Raw genomic sequence first — 13634 nt, forward strand, 5'->3', positions numbered from 1 at the left:
AAATGCGTCGGGAAATTGCGAATGAATTGGCACTATTTGATTGAAACAGGGAGAACCAGACATGCGCACACTCGTACCGCTTTTCTTTCTATTAGGAACCGCTTGGTTCGCGGTTCAGCTTTTAGGATACACTGGCGTCCTGTTGATGGCTGTCGGTCTGGCGGCGCTATGGCTGGTCGTACAGATCGGCGGTTTAGCCGTACTCGCCTATTTCCGATGGGAGGACTTCTTTAAGCGGCTTGCCGTCGCAATTGGCTACGCGTTCGCCTATGCGGTCGCGGGAACCATCGTCTCATTCTATCTAACGATGTTCTTGGGCATTGCGGGATGGGGTCCAGCGCTCTGGTTTCTGAACAACCCTGCCGGTGATGCGATCATGTACGGTTGGTTCGGCGCTATTTTCGCCGGATCATTCGTCATCACGTGGATTCGGAAGGATGGGAAGCAAGCGCCTGATTTCGAGACGGGGAACCAACCGACCGTTTGACGTGGCATGATCAGCGAACATGATAAGCTCCCGGTTCGGGGGCTTTTGTTTATTCCGTGACCAGCGCAACCAATTTGCGCTCAACCACGCAAGCTTCAATGGGGCTTGTTTCTTCGTTCAGAATGCGAAGCAACGTTTGCTGATCGGGTATCCTCACCGAACACCGGTAGATTGCCATGGCTTGTAGCTCGTCGTCGGGTTCACTCTCTTTTATTTCTCGACGTTCCTCCAACGCGGCGGCTTGGCATTCCTCAAGCGTTTCCCCAAAGTAGAGCAAATGATCATTCGGCGGTGAAATCTGATAGGCGTACAAGCTTACTTCTTGCATGGGCGAAACCTCCTTCAGAACCACGAGCGAAGTTAACGTCCGGGTGCGGCGATTGGAAGTTGTCGAATCCTACAAACGCGCTTCAATTCCAGAGTTCCGGGAAGACGTTCCGACTATGCATTTCCAGCGCCTTGCCTATATCGTCCAGCCGGTCTTTGAGACTTCGTTCCAATAGCGCGACCAGTCCCGCCACAAGCACGACACCATATGTCACCGAACCGTACTCGCACACGAACCAAGTCAAGCCCATAATGAGCGAGACAAAAGCCATTCTCCATATTTCTTTCATATGGTTAGCCCCTATTCTTCCTTCATCACGTGACGTAACCGCCACGACAGGTCTTCCAAGCGCTTATCAAGCTCTGCCGCCTTGCGCTCATGGTGGAATGAGTTGGCAACACCAACCGCCCCGACGAAGGCGGCAGCAATCACCGGACCGGCGCTTTCCCCGACAAACCAAACGAAGGCCCCAAATAGAAGCGCCGCAATCCAAATTTTTATGGACATCTGTTCCCCCAAAGCGGATGACTGCCGATCTACTCGCAGAAATAGCGGCGAATCGACTTACCGTATAGTGATTGAAGCGGCACATTCATTTCAATCTTTTGAAAATGCCACGCTGAACACCCTGAGATACAAGGCGTTGCGGACGGCTGATTTCGCGAATTTGCGTTAAATGTGCCGGATGGTGTCTCGGTATGGTAGCGCTCAATAAAAGTGCGCGTTTATCTCAGGGAAAATTTCGGCATCCGCGCATACATAGTAGATGCTCAATCAGTTCAACCTGTACATCATCCTCGCGCTTATTCTCGCACTGGTCGCCACATCGGGCGGCTTCCTCCTGTACAGGCGGATTACCCTTGCTGAAATAGCCGCTCTTGAACAGCGAAACACAACGCTGACACTTGCCGTCGATCAGCAGACCAAGACGATTGAACAGATGGTGAAGGATGCCGAAGCGCTCGCCAACGCCAACAAATTCTTGTCTGATCGGATGACCGCAACAGAAGCCGCATTCGTGGACGAATGGAGCGCGATAGAAGCGCTTGATTTGACGTCGGGTACTGGTGAGCCGGGAGAACTGGAAAAGCGCGTCAATGACGAATTTCGGCGGTCTCTCGACGCGATACGGAATGCTACCGCCAGATAAACGAAACCCGCCGAAGTGGCGGGTTCTTTCGTTCGTGCTATGTCTGGTGTGGGATTACTCGACGCGCTTTGCTTCTTCGGAAAGGTGGTAGGAATTCTTAAGCTGGAAGCGAATAGCCTCAAGCCGAACCGGATTGGCTATAGCCTCGTCGCGCACGATTTCCCGAAGCGACGACAGCGCTTCATTGAACAACTCGGCTTCGGTGACGGTAGCGGGCTTGGCGGCTTCCGGCAGTGTCGAAGGATCGATGAAAAACATGCTCGTGTTTTTCAAGCCGCTCGCTTCTGCCATCTTCGTAAGGGTCGCATAGATTTCCGCTTTGGTAGTCTCTTTATTCATTTTTGAAATTTCTCCTGTTTGATAATTGATTTACGCGGTATTTAGCGATTTCACTTCGTGATGTGCTTCACTGCCCACATGACCGCTTCTTCGGTCTTCGTCCGGGCAATGGACAGTTCGCGGCTTGCGCCCTGCCCTTCGATCAGATCAAGCAGTTCAGCGCCCTTGTCCTTGATCGCTTTCATGCTTGCCTTCTCCGCATCGGAAAGAACGCGGTATTCATGGCGCATGACGTTGTTGGTGGTGCGGTTATCGTCGGTGCTGTTCATGACGATCACTTCCGGTTCAAACGACGGACGAACCGCGCATGCTTTGCTTCATCATGTTGCCGGTCAACGAATGCTTTGATGTGCGAGTGAACGGTTTCGCTGTAACCGCTGGTGTTAGCCAAGGCAACGATTTCATCAATCGTCTTCGCCAGCTTATCGAACAGTTCTTCGGCAGTGGGTTTCGGGGTTTCAGTTGCGGAAAGCTTCATGAGGCCATTAAGGGCAGAAATTGTCGCCTTGGCTTCCTTCGTGAAAATCAGGTCGCAAACATCAAACTCAATAAGGGCTTCGGATGCTTCCCGGCGAAGATGAAACGGAGAGTCTTTATCTTTCATCACGGCGCATGCAAGCTTCGCCATTTTAAGAAGGGTGCTGTTGGTGTTATTTTGATTATCCATGTTTGTAATTTCTCCTGTTTTGAAAATGAATGTGTTCCGGCGCTGATCGCGGGGTGTGCCGCATTGGATGATGTCCACCCTTTCAGCACCGGAACTGATTTTATTTATTGTTCTAACGCTTTTGAGGATGCCGGTTCGAAACCAAATCCGATTTCCGCATATGTGCGACCGATCATGGTTTCATTGTAGGTGGTTTGAAGATATGCGGAATGCTTGTAGGCCCCCGCATCGATTTGTTCATGTGAAAGCTCACACGCCAAGCGTACCCATTTGTCTGACATGAAAAGGACGGGACAGGCGGTTGCGGCTTTCTTCGGATCGCTGAATTTTCCCCATGGTGTGCGATAGATGCCTTCGGCTCGCTTTGGCAGCACTTTACCTTTGACCGGGGAAGGTCGATGGTTCTTGACTGCTTTTGGCTTGCTCTTTGGAGTGCGAAGACATCGCGCCGATTTCGAGATATTCAGCGTGTAGGCCCCGCTGTCGATATATCGCTGTTCGACATCAAATCGCTCGTCAATGTCTTCGATTTCGGCAAGTAGACGAACGCGGAAGACCCCTCTCCCATACTTGTCGTAGAGGCCCTGCATGCGGTGATTACAGTGCTTGCCTTCCGCAAGTTGTGTAAAGTGCGCATTGAAGCGGTTCAGCATGTTTTCAGAGGAACCCACGTATTGGGTTCCTGTCTTGGTACAGATGATGGAGTAGACGCCGGGTAGTGGTGATCCGTTGCTATATTTGTCGTTCATGTCCTTTCGTGCTCAAATGAAAGTTTGAATTACTGATTAAACCGCCGAAGGGGAGCGGTTCCCCTTCCATGCGTATACGTTTCTTACAGTCGTTTTAGCGTCACGGTCGGTGCCTTCACCAAAACGATTGCGCTCGCATGCCGTGGACAGGAATGCGTTGGTCTCATATTCAGTCCAGCCGTTCTTCTTCAGTTCGATGGCACATCGAAACAGATGCTCATTCCCCTTGCCTTCTCCGGGCTTCGTTTCCCATTTGGCAAGGACAGTTTCGGGGTCCAGTCGTTCGGCAGTAGCCTTTGGTGCCGGGGCATTCTCAAATGTTGCGGCTGCTTCAGGGTCGAAGACCTGATTACGGCTAAGGAACCATTTCACGTCAAGAAACTTGGCTTCGAAAGCCATACCACCAGACATAATGTGGCGTTTGATGAAGAAACCATGTCCGCTATCAGGAACGGTAGGGCTAAAGAACCGGGAATTGATAGACAATTTGCTTCGGTCGATGGGATAGTCTTTCGGGCGCTTATCCAGTTCAAAATAGGTGGCAATGTCAGCAACCACCAACTCGATAATGCGCCTGTAATTTTCGGCATTGACTGCTTCGGAAAGTCCAATGACAACGCGAAAGCTGTAAAGGTCCGCCGTGTTGGAGCGTGACGCATAGATGAAATGAGACCAACCACAATCGTAAAGGAAATCAGATAGCGGCTTGGGCGGCAACCTCGCTTCGTCAATATCGAGGATCGCAAGCTTTGTGGATTTGATGTTTCCCTTGAGCTTGTGGTTATTGAGGTCGCTTAGATCGCCTTCCCTGAATTGCGGGCGGGGTGCGTTCGCTGGCAGGACCAGATTGTTCGCGTCTTCCTCGCACTTCGAAGTGAGCTTCCACCAGTCCATTGGGTTTTGCCGGAGGAACTTGGATTCCTTCTTCTCCCAATGAATGATCTTGAAGCCGTCGTATTGCTCGGTAAGCGCGTGGTCGTCTCGAATGGCTTTCGCACGCGCGCGGCTGTTCTTTGACCGTTCGGTAGATGTCGCGGCTTCGACCTGAACTCCCCACAACTCAGGAATGCCGATATCAAGCGGCTTGGGGTCGGCGCATTTAAACTTCCGCTGAAGCGCGTTCGCGGCGGCACGATCCAAGACAACACAATGTACCTCTGCATCGCTCGCATAGTCACGAATGCTGGTGCGCGCCATGAACTGGTACTGTCCTTCGTAAGGGATCGACTCCTTCACGTCTTCGCTTGTCTGCCCATAACGGTCACGCTTGTGATTGAAGATCGCCGGGGGCGGATTTACCGGGGCAAGGTGTAAAGCAATGTTGATGTGCTTGAATCCGTCGATACCCTTCACATTGGAAGGGAGGCGGATGCCGGGAAGACCTTTGCCTTCATATTTCCAATGATAGGGATCGCCGTTTTCGTCCGCCTTGCGGGTACAGAAGATGTAAGGCGCATTACCGAGTTCCGGATGGGCGGCAACCGCATCAGCCACACAATCGAGGAAATATTGATAACCGAGTTGGTTCAGCCTGTACAAAGTGCCATGCTCTTCCGACAGGAACCAAATCTTGATCAGATGGGACTTCAGTTCGGAAACATCCTTGCGAAGATTCTCGCAAAGCGGATGGTCCTCAAAATCTGCCACGTCCTGCCACTGATGAAAGAAATCAGCATTGTGGATGTTAGCAGCGGCGATGGTCGCGGATCGGTATCCCGAAATGATCGACGGCTTAAACGACTGATAGAAGGTGACGTACGGGGTCTCACCAGCCTTCCACTGAAGGATTTCCGATGCCCGGACTTCAACACGAACATCCTGACTGCTGGTGATTGCGTAGCAAAGATTGATAAACTTCTTGTTGTAGGAAATGACCGAGTCTTCGTCTTCGTTGCGGTACTCCTTCAAGATCGCTTCGATTTCCAAGGCGACTTGCGGTGTCAAACGAAGCTCGTAATAGCTGCTTTCCGCCGTGATCTGGTGATCAAACAGGATGTTCATCACTTCCTGTATCCGCTTGGGCATCTTCTTAAACCGAACAGTCTTTTCGATGGTCGGAACCTCGTCAATAAAGAGGTCGTATTGTTCGGTGCCGGGATATCTACCAAGCACAACCGAATGATCGGCGAAGATGATACGGTACTTTCCGGAAGCGACAGCCGTGCGGAACTTTGCCCGGCATTTCTTGTCTGTCTTGGTCGAGATGACCAAAATTTCGTCTTCGCTCGCGCCATTGACGATAAGCCGTTCTTTAATTTCGAGGGAGAGTTTGTGCTGTTGCGTGCCGATGATGGCTTTGGTGTCTGTCGTGGCAAGGTGCTCAACAATCTGATGTGTCTTGCCTCTCGCTACACCGGCATCCATAAGAAAAATTTTCTGCTTCATTAATCGAGTTTCCGTGAAAAAGTTAAAGTACAAATGAAAAAGGTCTCTGTGCTGTCCGGGCAGGAACACAGAGACCTTTCAATAGACTTCTTTCACGTACTATTTTATCAGGAAACTCGATGCAAAGCCGTTCAACAATGACCCGTTGATAACAGAGTCATTTGCCCGGACTTTGCATCAACTGTAGTATATAGTAATCTCGACACCTACAGAGACACACAAAAACGTGCGTTATTTCAAAAAAATTGACGATGTCTTGATTTATTTTCGGCTCAGGTGGATGTACCCGACACAATATGTCTCTTGAACCGTGTTTCGAATTTTATAATTTTTCCATAGTACTTTCAAGCACAAAGTGAAATTCCGTAGACGAATTAACTTCATTTGATTCCGAATTTCGACTGGCTTCGTCTTCGCTCCTTCGTCGCTCAGTGTAACAGGTCTGTTCAGTACACCTAATTCGGGATCACGAGACGGGAGTCTGTTACTATGAGTCTAAGAGAGGCATATTTGAGTCGATTTTTAAGCGCAGCGATTCTCTATAGATGGTCTGTCTTTAGAAAAACGTTGCATATAAAAATCGACTGAATAATGAATCAAAGTAATACTTCTCTTAGACTATCAATAACAGACTCGCGCGAAGCCCTTGTCCAACACATCATCCAAGCACCTGTTACACTGAGCGCGAGGAACGACGCGCGAAGACGAAGCCAGCCAATCCATAGCCATCAGCAACGTTCTCGATTTGCCATGTAATAGTGTAACATATGAGCAAAATATGAACTTGTATATACAAATACTTCTGCTGTTGATCACATTACGGGCGCCCCCGCCGCGTGACCGCCCGGAAACTCTCCAAAACCCGCCTGATCACAACAGCCCTGCCGCTTGGACAACCGTGTGTCCGAACAACAGCAGCGTGGCAAACACGACCGTCCGCAGCACGGCGAGCACGACGCTACAGACGACGGAGAAGCGCCCTACCGCATCGGACTCGTAGCCGCGAAATTTCAGCTTCAGTTGTTCGGGAATTTTCAAACTGGTCTTTGGCAATCGTCTCTCCTGTCTTAACTTCGGTTGCATATGAAAATACTTGAATCGCGCGGAATTCCTAAATCGGTTTGGCGTTGACCGGTGTTTTTGTCGCTCCTGCTGTTGTCGAACCTACAGACAGCTAACGGCGTCCGTTCTCAAGTGACCAGTGTTTTTGTGAAACATTTCGCATGGTGCCCTATTCGGCGATGGGTTTTGCCCGTTGTCCGACTGATCCACAGGCGACAGGCAGCAAGGTTGTGACCGGCAGATCGCCGCAACCTTCCTATTCCTTCATTTATCACGCACAACGTCTGTTGCCATTTGACATTCAACTGTTGTGGATGCTAAATACTGCTTTAACAGGAGTACATTTTCCATGAAGCAGTACATTACCTACATCCGAGTTTCGACAGCCGAACAAGGCAAGAGCGGTCTTGGTCTTGAGGCACAGACGCGCGATATCTCGCTTTACCTTGAGCAATATTCCGAAGTTCCATACGAGATAATCGGCGAATTCAAAGACATCCAATCGGGTGGCGACGATGATCGCCCGCAACTGATCGAAGCGCTTGCCCTTGCCCGCAAGACTGGCGCTGAATTGCTCGTAGCCAAGCTGGACAGGCTGTCTCGTAAGGTGTCGTTCATCGCTACCATTATGGACGATCCGAAGGTTAAGCTTCGCGTTGCGTCGATGCCGCATGCCGATAAGTTTTCTCTCCACATCTATGCCGCCTTGGCAGAGCAAGAGCGCGATTTCATCAGCACCCGGACGAAGGCAGCGCTTCAGGCGGCAAAGGCACGTGGCGTGAAGCTCGGCGGCATGCGCGATAAGACCATGAAGCGCAATGAAGCAGCCAAGGCTAAGGCGGATAGGTTCGCTGCTTCGGTGCTGCCGTTGGTTCAGAAGCTCCGGGATGCGGGCGAAACACTACAGGCTATCGCCGACGCACTGAACGATGCGGGCAAGCAATCGCCACGAGGCGGACAGTGGACAGCGACCAGCGTCAAGCGAGTGATCGCACGCGCCTGAACGAAGGCGATTGGGGGGGCGGTATAGGGTGGCCCTACCCCCTTGTGCGCCCCTACTTCCTTATATGGTCACGCGCAAAATTTTTAAGAATTTTGAAAAATCCGGACCAAACGAAAAGGCTGCTCCGAAGAACAGCCTTCAATCGCACGGCATTCGCTGGTGGACTCTTAGCTGTTAGCCCGCAGGGTCGGCGTGCGTCAACGCTTCGCCTTCGGCTGCGATGCCTTCTTGTATGCTGCCTCGATTAGCTCGCGGAACTCTACATCATTCCCGCGTGCGGCGTCCGCTGCCTTATCGAGAAAAATTTCAACGTCCGCTTTATCAGGAAGGCGATAGGTCTTTTCGAGCTTTCCAAGCTTTACCAAGTAACCAGCGCCATCCTTCTTGACCCAAGAGCGGTTGTTGAACTCGCTGTTCGCGAACGCCTCTTTCTGCTTCACCAAAGCAGTCACGAACGCGTTAATCTCATCACTCGTCTTCAATTCGTAATTCGCCGCGTATTCAAGGAATTCCGATGCCATTCCATTTTCCTTTCAAAGGGCTTCCGTTCCTAAATAAGGGAAAAACTAATTCGCAGAGAAAAGCAAGCGTGAAAATCAAATTTGAATTCCCAAATGGCTACAAAGCCGAAATGCAAAAGGCGCGTGACGACAACGATTTTGACGCGTGGGTGATCCGCAAGTTCACCCGTCCAATTCGCCCGCTTATCAGTGAGCCATTCGACATACAAATTGATGCCTCTCATTTCATCATCGATTTTGCGACCGATGAAGACGCGGAAGTTTTTCTTACGCTAATCGGAGGACGAGTCGTTGAGTGACGAAATCGATAATGAGACCGGCAATGAAATCAAGCTGGACGTAATTCCGGAACTGCCGCGCAAGAAGGGGCGGCGCAAACGCACTGTTACCGATCAAGAGCGCGAACGGAAGCAATCGCCTGAATGGCAAGAGCACCTGAAGAAGATCGGTTTCCAGAAGGGACGCGAAAAGACCGGTGGTCGCGTGGCTACTCCCAAAGAAACAAAGGAATGGCTTGCCGGTAAGTCTCAGGACGTCGCTGAACTTCTGTACAACATGGCGTTTGATGACACGATTCCCGCCAAGGAACGCATGAAAGCGGCTATGTGGGTTGCTGAAATGACGATGGCGAAGGCACCGACTGAACAGAAGGTGGAAGTCAACCACACGCACGATATCGGCGCGATGCTGCTTGAAGCGCAGCGCATGGCAACATCCAAACTGATCGATGTCACTCCGAAACCAAAGGTTATTGAGGATGACTCGGATGTTTAGCACTATTGCCGCTTGGCTCGCTGCCATTGGCGTCCAGCCAAGTCACCTTGTCGCTGGATTGGCAGGGGGCATCATTCGCGCTCTGGTAAACAAGAATGGTTCGATTTGGGAACGAATGATAGCTGGTGCTGTCGGTGCCTTGTGCGCAGCGTTTCTTACACCCTTCGTAATCATGTTGTTCGCAGTGACAGCGCCACAGATTGGGGGCGCAATCGGCTTCTTGCTCGGTGTCGTTGGCATGTCGTTGGCTGAAGCTCTAATCGCGATCGGTAAGGACTACGCGAACAATCCGGGGAAACTGAAGGACGATATCGGTTCGTTTCTGTTGCGGGTGTTCAACAAGGATAGCGACGACAAGTAGCGGAGAAACCCGGTTCTCTAAATACCGGCATGTCCACTACAGAAAACAAACGTAAAGAATCCGAAGAACTTGCCGCGCTAATCGCCCTCTATCGCGAAGACATGGAAGTTTTCGTGAAGCAGGTTTTTAACTCCACTCTCAGCCCGAAGCAGAAAGAGTTTTGCGAAGCATTCCGGACCAAGCGCCGCATTACCTTCAAGGGCGGTACTGGTTTCGGCAAAACGTTCGTTCTGGCGGTTTGCTTTTGGTGGGCACTCATCTGCCATGAGGAAGTCCAGGTCTCCATCCTTGGTCCTTCGGAACCGAACCTGAAAGCGACTTCATGGAAGGAAATTCTGAAGTTCCATGACCGAATGGCTTCGCCCTTCAACAAAGCCTTTGACATTGCCGCGACCCGCATTGCTCACAAACGAAATCCCGCCTCGTGCTTCGGCGAATACCGTCTTGCCAGCAAGGACAACGTTTCGTCCATTCGCGGTATCCACATGCGCAACAACTTCGTGTTTGTGGACGAGTCGACCGGTGTTGACGATGAAGTTTTCATCGAAGGTCTTGGCGGTATCTTCGCCGACCCCAATCCTAAGCTCTGCATAATTTCCAACCCTTCCCGTGCGTCCGGCTACTTCTGGCGTACTTGGTGCGACCCCGACCTTTCGTCCATCTGGACGCATGTCCACGGCACCTTTTGGGATAGTCCGAATTACGATCCGGAGACCTTTGAAGAGACAGCCAAATCGTTTGGCGGTCCGACGTCGCGTGACTATCGCGTGATGATCGAAGGCGATTTCCCATTGACCGACGTGGACGGGCTTATTCCACGCGAATTGATCGATGCGGCTGTTCTCAACGAAGATGCCATTCCCGCCGACAACGTCCCGATCCTTTGGGGTCTCGATCCGGCATCCGCTGGTAAGGACTCGTCCGTGCTCGCAATCAGGCACGATAACAAGGTGCTTGAATTCAAGCAGTGGCAGGGACTTAACCCCACACAACTCTCAGAGAAGGTTAGAGACCTTTACCAGCAGACACCGAAGCACCTTCGACCGGCTGTCATAGCGGTTGATGGAACGGGCTTGGGTAATGGCGTTTGGTCAAATCTCAGAGATTGGGGACTTCCGACCTATAACGCGGTTTACAAAGGCAAACCGACACGGAACCCCGAAAAATACGTCTCATTCAAGGATCAAATTTATTGGGAAACCCGCGATTGGTTCGCATCGGAAAATGTCTCGATTCCAAATGAAGCGAAGCTGATCGAAGAACTTGCGTCCGTCCAGTACGACGACACCAGCGGCAAAATCAAAATTGAAGAAAAGAAAGCAACCAAGAAGCGGATTGGACGTTCTCCCGACCATTTCGACGCTCTTGCTTTGACGTTCTCGGTTTCGAAAACGCGTTATGCCAGCAAATTCAACTGGTCAAAGCCAATCGAATACGACTGGCTTCGGTGTTACGAGTGAACGTGTTAATTTCCCTAAATAGTCGTAAATTCCTCTCAGCAGAGACAGTTTATGACTAACGAAGAAGAAGCCATTCTAAGGACGATTACGCCGCAACTCAAAAGCGCGGTCACTTGGTCGAACAGCCACATCGCCAACAAGCAGGAGCAAGCGCTTAAACACTACAAGAGGGAAGCCCTTCTAGATGATGAAAAGCTAAAGGGCAAATCGAAGTGGGTTAGTCCAAAGGTCCAGCAGCATGTTGACTGGCTTTCCGGGCAGCTTATCCGAATTTTCGATGCTCCGGAAAACGTCGTTGAATTTTGCGGTGTTGGTCCGGAAGACGAAGCGATTGCTCGCCAGCAAACCCAAGTCGTCAACTGGATTCTGAAGACGAAGAACAGCCACGGTGCTTATCTTCAGCCGTGGATTCAGAATGGTCTTCTTACTGGTCTTGGCGTCATCACCGCCGAATTCGAGACGCACACCGAAGAGTCCCTTCCCCGTGTTCTGAAGAACGTTCCCAACGAAATGCTGGTCGCCCTGAACCAACAGGAAGAGGCCGGTCAAATCATCATCGAAGAAGTTGGAAAGGCGCAGACGCAACCCGGACCTATGGGCATTATCGAGACACGCGATATCAAGATTCGCACCGTCAAGCGCGTTCCGTGCTTCAGCATCTTGTCTGTTCGCCCCGAGGACTTTCTGATTAGTAAGGAAGCGTCCTTCGACCCCGAAACGGGCGGTATCGCCGCTAAGATTCAGGGGCACCGCAAGCTGATTTCCAAGGGCGATCTTTTGGAAATGGGTTTCGATGCAGAGAAGGTCAACGCTCTTCCGGCTGCATCCGACAAAACGGACGGAATTGCTCTTGAGCGCTCAAAAGACCTTGCCGGTGAACGCGGTGTTGGTCCTGATGATGTCGAAGTCTTTACGGTCTACACGAAAGCCAAGATTGGCAAGGACAAGAAGGCTCGGCACTATCGTCTGACAATCGGTGGAGATATCGAAAGCAGCCCTGTATTGCTCGATTACACCGAAGTTAGCCGCTTCTACCCTTATGCGGCTTTCACCCCCTTCCCCATCGCCGACACACTGTTTTCGCTTGGCGTTGCGGACAGGCTTGCCGACGATCACATTTTGATTACGCGGATGTACCGCAACGTGCTCGACAATCTTAGCGAACATGTGAACCCGATTAAGATCGTCAATCAGGACAATGTGAACATTGACGACCTGCTTAGCCCGCATGCGGGCAAAGTGGTCCGCGTCACAAGCGGCAGTGTTAGTGAAGGAATCTCATTTAACGCCGTTCCGTTCGTTGGTGCCGATGCAATCCCGGTAATCGACCAGCTTTCGCAGTCCTTGGAATTCTCCACCGGCACTGGTCCGACCATGATCGGTGTGAACGCGGAAGACTTTCAACGCACGTCCGCTACTGCCGCAAACCTTCGTTCGAACGCGTCTCAGCTTCTTATCGAGATGATCAGCCGTTTTTTTGCCGACACTGGCTATAAGTATCTCGTCAAGATCGTTGTCGATCTACTCATTCAGAACCCGGAAGAAGCCGCCGAACTGACTTCCCGGTTGACGAACCAAGCCATTCCGCTGGACGAATTCAGCACTGATTATGACGTGGCAACGTCCGTCGCCTTCGGGGTGATGAGCCGTGACCAGTCAGCCGCTCAGCTTACGAACATCCTGAACCACCAAATGCAACTGATGCAAGCCGGTTCGCCTATCGTCTCGCAGCAGCAAGTCTATGCGACACATCAGAAGCTTGCCGAAACAGCCGGATTCAAGAACACGAGCATGTTCTTCACTGATCCGTCTACCCTGCCGCCCCCGCCACCGCCCCCGCCGCCCGTCGATCCGAACGCCGGATTGATCGAAATGGAGAAGGTGAAGGCGCAACTGAAGGCGCAACAGGACCAAGCCGACCGTGAATTCCAGATGACGAAACTTGGCGCTCAACAGGATTTCGAGCGCGATCAGATGGCGCAAGACCTTGAACTGAAGAAAGCAGAGATAGAAGCCAAATACGCCGCACAAGTCGAAGTCGAACGGCTGAAGCTTGAACAGCGCATGCCGCGCGACCCGATGGGGAATATCCAATGAAAAACGTAACTGTAATCGATAAAGCCAAAGCCGCGAAACGCCTTCAGGAAAACGAAGATTTCAAGCTGATTATGAGTAGCATTGAAGACGACATATTTGCGTCATTCAAGGCGGTGAGCATTGGCGACAATGAGAAGCTATCGAACGTTCATGCGCTGTCGCACGGCTTCAAACTCGTAAATGATCGAATTGCTAAATATATCGAACTGGCAATCTTTGAGGCCCGTAAGGAAGAAATTTCTGAAGAATAA

The 13634-nt window shown here is 51.2% G+C and carries 19 protein-coding genes; 9 read left to right on the forward strand and 10 right to left on the reverse strand.

The window, feature by feature from the left end:
* Positions 1 to 61: 61 nt before the first annotated feature.
* Positions 62 to 487 (forward strand): hypothetical protein, encoded by a 426-nt coding sequence (locus BHD07_RS15475; protein WP_128171576.1) that lies wholly within the window; start codon positions 62 to 64, stop codon positions 485 to 487.
* A 49-nt stretch (positions 488 to 536) separates the two neighbouring features.
* On the opposite strand, the gene BHD07_RS15480 is transcribed toward BHD07_RS15475, so the two are convergent.
* The 3 genes from BHD07_RS15480 to BHD07_RS15490 form a co-directional block, all read right to left on the reverse strand.
* Positions 537 to 815, reverse strand: coding sequence for a hypothetical protein (locus tag BHD07_RS15480; protein ID WP_318940240.1), 279 nt, complete (start codon positions 813 to 815; stop codon positions 537 to 539).
* 82 nt (positions 816 to 897) lie between these two features.
* On the reverse strand, positions 898 to 1104 hold the full coding sequence (locus BHD07_RS15485) for a hypothetical protein (protein ID WP_338281404.1): 207 nt from the start codon (positions 1102 to 1104) through the stop codon (positions 898 to 900).
* An 11-nt stretch (positions 1105 to 1115) separates the two neighbouring features.
* Positions 1116 to 1322 carry a hypothetical protein gene (locus BHD07_RS15490; RefSeq protein ID WP_338281405.1) on the reverse strand — a complete coding sequence of 69 codons (207 nt, stop codon included), beginning with the start codon at positions 1320 to 1322 and terminating at the stop codon, positions 1116 to 1118.
* Between the two features lie 259 nt (positions 1323 to 1581).
* Here BHD07_RS15490 and BHD07_RS15495 point away from each other — a divergent pair, with 259 nt between their 5' ends.
* Entirely contained in the window at positions 1582 to 1965 is a 384-nt protein-coding gene (locus tag BHD07_RS15495) for a hypothetical protein (protein ID WP_338281407.1), read from the forward strand.
* A gap of 54 nt (positions 1966 to 2019) precedes the next feature.
* Here the strand turns inward: BHD07_RS15495 and BHD07_RS15500 are convergent, their stop codons facing one another.
* The 6 genes from BHD07_RS15500 to BHD07_RS15525 all read right to left on the reverse strand — a co-directional run bounded on the left by BHD07_RS15500 (position 2020) and on the right by BHD07_RS15525 (position 7158).
* A complete protein-coding gene (locus BHD07_RS15500) occupies positions 2020 to 2304 on the reverse strand; it encodes a hypothetical protein (RefSeq protein WP_338281409.1) in 285 nt (94 codons plus the stop codon).
* A 50-nt stretch (positions 2305 to 2354) separates the two neighbouring features.
* On the reverse strand, positions 2355 to 2573 hold the full coding sequence (locus BHD07_RS15505; RefSeq protein ID WP_338281411.1) for an Acb2/Tad1 domain-containing protein: 219 nt from the start codon (positions 2571 to 2573) through the stop codon (positions 2355 to 2357).
* Between the two features lie 5 nt (positions 2574 to 2578).
* Positions 2579 to 3049, reverse strand: coding sequence for a hypothetical protein (locus BHD07_RS15510; protein WP_338281413.1), 471 nt, complete (start codon positions 3047 to 3049; stop codon positions 2579 to 2581).
* Positions 3050 to 3075: 26 nt separating this feature from the next.
* Positions 3076 to 3720, reverse strand: a complete 645-nt coding sequence (locus BHD07_RS15515; RefSeq protein ID WP_338281414.1) for a GIY-YIG nuclease family protein — start codon at positions 3718 to 3720, stop codon at positions 3076 to 3078.
* Positions 3721 to 3756: 36 nt separating this feature from the next.
* Complete coding sequence (locus BHD07_RS15520; RefSeq protein WP_338281417.1) at positions 3757 to 6105, reverse strand: hypothetical protein; 2349 nt, start codon at positions 6103 to 6105, stop codon at positions 3757 to 3759.
* An 870-nt stretch (positions 6106 to 6975) separates the two neighbouring features.
* Positions 6976 to 7158 (reverse strand): hypothetical protein, encoded by a 183-nt coding sequence (locus BHD07_RS15525; RefSeq protein ID WP_338281419.1) that lies wholly within the window; start codon positions 7156 to 7158, stop codon positions 6976 to 6978.
* A gap of 358 nt (positions 7159 to 7516) precedes the next feature.
* On the opposite strand from BHD07_RS15525, the gene BHD07_RS15530 reads away from it, so the two are divergent.
* Positions 7517 to 8170 (forward strand): recombinase family protein, encoded by a 654-nt coding sequence (locus tag BHD07_RS15530; RefSeq protein WP_338281421.1) that lies wholly within the window; start codon positions 7517 to 7519, stop codon positions 8168 to 8170.
* Positions 8171 to 8367: 197 nt separating this feature from the next.
* Here the strand turns inward: BHD07_RS15530 and BHD07_RS15535 are convergent, their stop codons facing one another.
* Positions 8368 to 8691 carry a hypothetical protein gene (locus BHD07_RS15535; RefSeq protein WP_318940224.1) on the reverse strand — a complete coding sequence of 108 codons (324 nt, stop codon included), beginning with the start codon at positions 8689 to 8691 and terminating at the stop codon, positions 8368 to 8370.
* A 68-nt stretch (positions 8692 to 8759) separates the two neighbouring features.
* Between BHD07_RS15535 and BHD07_RS15540 the strand changes: the two genes are divergently transcribed.
* From BHD07_RS15540 to BHD07_RS15565, 6 genes are read left to right on the forward strand one after another with little or no spacing between them, the layout of a single operon-like run.
* A complete protein-coding gene (locus tag BHD07_RS15540; protein ID WP_088198522.1) occupies positions 8760 to 8990 on the forward strand; it encodes a hypothetical protein in 231 nt (76 codons plus the stop codon).
* Positions 8983 to 9465: a hypothetical protein gene (locus BHD07_RS15545; protein ID WP_127640840.1), complete on the forward strand. Its 483-nt coding sequence runs from the start codon at positions 8983 to 8985 to the stop codon at positions 9463 to 9465. Before BHD07_RS15540 ends, BHD07_RS15545 begins: the two co-directional genes overlap by 8 nt.
* Positions 9458 to 9826, forward strand: coding sequence for a hypothetical protein (locus BHD07_RS15550; protein ID WP_338281428.1), 369 nt, complete (start codon positions 9458 to 9460; stop codon positions 9824 to 9826). Before BHD07_RS15545 ends, BHD07_RS15550 begins: the two co-directional genes overlap by 8 nt.
* Before the next feature lie 29 nt (positions 9827 to 9855).
* Positions 9856 to 11286, forward strand: coding sequence for a hypothetical protein (locus BHD07_RS15555; protein WP_338281430.1), 1431 nt, complete (start codon positions 9856 to 9858; stop codon positions 11284 to 11286).
* 51 nt (positions 11287 to 11337) lie between these two features.
* On the forward strand, positions 11338 to 13383 hold the full coding sequence (locus BHD07_RS15560) for a portal protein (RefSeq protein ID WP_338281432.1): 2046 nt from the start codon (positions 11338 to 11340) through the stop codon (positions 13381 to 13383).
* Positions 13380 to 13634: a hypothetical protein gene (locus tag BHD07_RS15565; protein WP_318940214.1), complete on the forward strand. Its 255-nt coding sequence runs from the start codon at positions 13380 to 13382 to the stop codon at positions 13632 to 13634. Before BHD07_RS15560 ends, BHD07_RS15565 begins: the two co-directional genes overlap by 4 nt.

The organism is Sinorhizobium sp. KGO-5 (genome assembly GCF_036245905.1).
GTDB classification, from domain to species: Bacteria; Pseudomonadota; Alphaproteobacteria; order Rhizobiales; family Rhizobiaceae; genus Sinorhizobium; species Sinorhizobium meliloti_A.